At 59.6% G+C, this 4149-nt stretch carries 5 protein-coding genes; all 5 read right to left on the bottom strand.

What is annotated here, in order from left to right:
* The coding region (locus tag HK439_RS26125; protein ID WP_235987997.1) for a GTP-binding protein at positions 1-124 on the bottom strand (124 nt) is incomplete at its 3' end.
* A 47-nt stretch (positions 125-171) separates the two neighbouring features.
* A complete protein-coding gene (gene fusA / locus HK439_RS26130; RefSeq protein WP_190294422.1) occupies positions 172-2247 on the bottom strand; it encodes an elongation factor G in 2076 nt (691 codons plus the stop codon).
* Positions 2248-2270: 23 nt separating this feature from the next.
* Entirely contained in the window at positions 2271-2741 is a 471-nt protein-coding gene (rpsG, locus tag HK439_RS26135; protein ID WP_190294423.1) for a 30S ribosomal protein S7, read from the bottom strand.
* A 12-nt stretch (positions 2742-2753) separates the two neighbouring features.
* Complete coding sequence (rpsL, locus tag HK439_RS26140) at positions 2754-3125, bottom strand: 30S ribosomal protein S12 (protein ID WP_006936459.1); 372 nt, start codon at positions 3123-3125, stop codon at positions 2754-2756.
* Between the two features lie 550 nt (positions 3126-3675).
* Positions 3676-3969, bottom strand: coding sequence for a regulator (locus tag HK439_RS26145; protein ID WP_190294424.1), 294 nt, complete (start codon positions 3967-3969; stop codon positions 3676-3678).
* Positions 3970-4149: the final 180 nt, after the last annotated feature.

Genomic DNA, 4149 nt, shown 5'->3' on the forward strand with positions numbered 1-4149 from the left:
CGCCGCCGGCTTCAGCCAGCGTCATCGTGATCGCAGCAGTCAGCGTGGTCTTGCCGTGGTCAACGTGCCCAATCGTGCCAATGTTGACGTGCGGCTTGTTACGCTCAAATTTTTCCTTCGCCATCGGATTACTCCGCTCTCTCTAATTCTTTATCTAGTTCCAGGAGGGGCTCAGGCGTATTTCGCCTGAACCTCTTCGGCAACGGCCTGGGGCACCTGCTCGTAGTGATCGAACACCATCGAGTACTGGGCGCGGCCCTGAGACATGGAACGCAGGTTGTTCACATAGCCAAACATGTTGGCCAGCGGCACCATTGCGGTGATGACCGTGACAATCCCGCGGTTTTCGGTGCCAGCGATCTGGCCACGGCGGGAGTTCAGGTCACCGATCACGTCACCCATGTAATCTTCCGGGGTGACGACCTCGACCTTCATGATCGGCTCAAGGAGCTTCGGACCGGCCTTGGCAATACCTTCGCGGAAACCGGCACGGCCGGCGATTTCGAAGGCGAGAACCGAGGAGTCCACGTCGTGGTAGGCACCGTCGACGAGGGTCGCCTTGATGTCCAGCATCGGGAAGCCGGCCAGCGGGCCAGACGACATGACGCTTTCGATACCCTTGGTGACGCCCGGGATGTATTCCTTCGGAACGGAACCACCGACGATCTTGCTCTCGAAGACGTAGCCTTCGTTCGGCTCTGCCGGCTCGATGACGAGCTTGACGCGGGCGAACTGACCCGAACCACCGGACTGCTTCTTGTGGGTGTAATCCACTTCGGCAACCTTGGTGATGGTTTCGCGGTAAGCAACCTGCGGCGCACCGATGTTTGCTTCCACCTTGAACTCGCGCTTCATGCGGTCGACGATGATGTCGAGGTGAAGCTCGCCCATGCCGGCGATGATCGTCTGGCCGGATTCCTCGTCGGTCTTGACGCGGAAGGACGGATCTTCGGCAGCCAGGCGGTTCAGGGCGAGGCCCATCTTTTCCTGGTCGGCCTTGGTCTTCGGCTCAACGGCGATCTCGATGACCGGCTCGGGGAATTCCATGCGCTCCAGGATCACCGGCTTCAGCGGGTCGCACAGGGTGTCGCCCGTGGTGGTGTCCTTCAGGCCCGCGATGGCCACGATGTCGCCGGCATAGGCGATATCGATGTCTTCACGGGAGTTGGAGTGCATCTGCATCATACGGCCGACGCGCTCGCGCTTGTCCTTGACCGTGTTCAGCAGGGAAACGCCCTTGTTCAGAACGCCGGAGTAGATGCGGCAGAAGGTCAGCGAACCGACGAACGGGTCGTTGGCGATCTTGAATGCCAGCAGGCCGAGGGGCTCTTCATCGGAAGCCTTGCGGGTGGTTTCCGCTTCGGTCTTCGGGTCGATGCCCTTGATGGCCGGAACGTCGACCGGGCTCGGCAGGTAGTCCACGACAGCGTCGAGGAGCGGCTGAACGCCCTTGTTCTTGAACGCGGAACCGCAGAAGACCGGAACGAATTCGCTGTTGATGGTACCCTTGCGGATCAGCTCCTTCAGCTTTTCCATGGAGGGCTCTTCGCCTTCCAGGTAAGCTTCCATGGCTTCTTCGTCGACTTCGACAGCGGTTTCGACCAGCAGATCGCGCATTTCCTGGGCGCGGTCGACCAGATCGGCCGGAATGTCGACTTCGTCCCAGGCGGCGCCCAGGTTTTCAGCCTGCCAGATCAGAGCCTTCATCTTCAGAAGGTCGATACAGCCGGCGAAATCGTTTTCGGCACCGACGTTGAGCTGCATGACAAGCGGCTTCGCGCCAAGACGGGTCTTGATCATCTCGACGCAGCGATCGAAATCGGCACCGAGCTTGTCCATCTTGTTGACGAAGATCATGCGCGGGACATGATACTTGTCGGCCTGACGCCAGACGGTTTCGGTCTGCGGCTCGACACCTGCGTTGGCGTCGAGAAGAGCAACCGCACCGTCGAGCACGCGCAGGCTGCGTTCGACTTCAATGGTGAAGTCCACGTGGCCCGGGGTGTCGATGATGTTCAGGCGCTTTTCTTTCCAGAAAGCGGTGGTCGCGGCAGAGGTGATCGTGATGCCACGCTCCTGCTCCTGCTCCATCCAGTCCATGGTAGCAGCGCCGTCGTGAACTTCGCCGATCTTGTGGCTCTTGCCGGTGTAGTAGAGGATCCGCTCGGTGGTCGTGGTCTTGCCGGCATCGATGTGAGCCATGATGCCGAAGTTGCGGTAGTCCTCGATTTTATGCGTGCGCGACATAACGTCAGCCCTTCGAAGTCAAATTACCAGCGATAGTGCGAGAACGCGCGGTTGGCGTCGGCCATCCGGTGCGTATCTTCACGCTTCTTAACTGCGGTACCACGGTTGTTTGCTGCATCGAGCATCTCGCCGGAAAGGCGATCAACCATCGTGGTTTCGTTGCGGTTCCGCGCGGCGGTGATCAGCCAGCGGATTGCCAGCGCCTGACGGCGGTCGGCACGAACTTCAACCGGGACCTGGTAGGTCGCACCACCAACACGGCGGGAGCGCACTTCCACTTGCGGCATGACGTTCTCAAGAGCAGCGTGGAACACCTCGATCGGGTTTTCGCGCGTCTTGTTTTCAATGACGTCGAAGGCACCGTAAACGATGCGCTCGGCGGTCGACTTCTTGCCGTCGAACATGATGGAATTCATGAACTTGGTGACGACAATATCCCCGAACTTCGGATCCGGGTTGATTTCGCGTTTCTCTGCGCGGTGACGACGGGACATCTGATGTGCTCCTTACTTCGGCCGCTTCGCGCCGTACTTGGACCGGCGCTGTTTACGGTCCTTCACGCCCTGGGTATCCAGCACACCACGGATGATGTGGTAGCGGACACCGGGAAGGTCCTTCACGCGGCCGCCACGGATCATCACCACCGAGTGTTCCTGAAGGTTGTGGCCTTCACCCGGGATGTAACCGATGACTTCAAAGCCGTTGGTCAGGCGGATCTTGGCCACCTTACGCAGAGCCGAGTTCGGCTTCTTCGGCGTCGTCGTGTAAACGCGCGTGCAAACGCCACGTTTTTGCGGGCAGGCCTCCATGGCCGGCACTTTGTTCCGCTTCGGCGGGTCCTTCCGCGGCTTGCGGATCAGCTGGTTGATGGTCGGCATTCTTTGCCCTTTACCTCGTCCATCCAAAAATTCGTATGCAACTGCAGTTTTCGCAGGCCCTGCGCAAGCAGAATCGCACCAGCGCGTCTCTCATCGAGACGGCCGGCGCTGCGAAAAACCAGAGGACCACCGGTCGCCCAGCGGTCATGCAATCGACGCTTATTCGCCTATATGAACCCGGCAGCGTTTAAGACCGTTCCGTCCTGCGCCTGGTGCGCTTGGACGCTAAAAGGACTTACCGCCTGCCTTCGGGATGCGCGGAAACTACTCATCTGCCCCCTCCCCGTCAAGTCATTTGTCCAAAAATCCGCATTTCTCCGGAAACGGCGGGTTTCCGGTAATTCCGGAAGCCTTTCAGACGGATTTTTGTAACAAACGAAAAGAAGGAAACGTAATCGCGCAATTTTCCGACTCACCCATCCAGGCGCCCTGCCCGGATATATGAATCACCCGTTAAACGACTGATTCAATTTCCGACAAAAGGGGTCCGGCGCCCGCATGGCAACCATGCGCCCGCCGCAGACCCGCTTCGCCCCTCAGGTATTGCACTTCAGGTATTGAACGCGACGACAGCCACATTGCCGGCCAGCGCATCCTGATAGGCTTCTTCATAGAGCGGCTCGTCCGGCTCGCCCTCAAGCACGCCGATCTGGTCGAGCTCGGCTTCCACGTAGCCCTGGCCGGACAGGGCCTCCAGGGTCTTGCGGACCGCATCGTCGTCATCGGCGGCCCGCAAGAGCGCGTGCACCGGGATCGCGGCATCCGGCATTCCGCCCTCTTCCGCCCAGACCCGGCCGATGATCACGTAGACGGTCGGTTCCACGAATTCGTCGTTGTCGTTCATTTTCATCTCCTTAGGGCCCTGCCCTTACGCAGAAAGGCCGCCCGAAGGCGGCCTCAGACTGCTGACAAACCCCTGGCGTTAGCCGGGGGTTTTTGATTCACTGTTTTGATGTTGAAGAAACCCGGTCCGGATCAGACAGCGCTTGAGATGGTCACACTCGACCAGCTTGTTCCCGCCGAT

Source organism: Roseibium aggregatum (genome assembly GCF_014692675.1).
Lineage (GTDB): Bacteria > Pseudomonadota > Alphaproteobacteria > Rhizobiales > Stappiaceae > Roseibium > Roseibium aggregatum_C.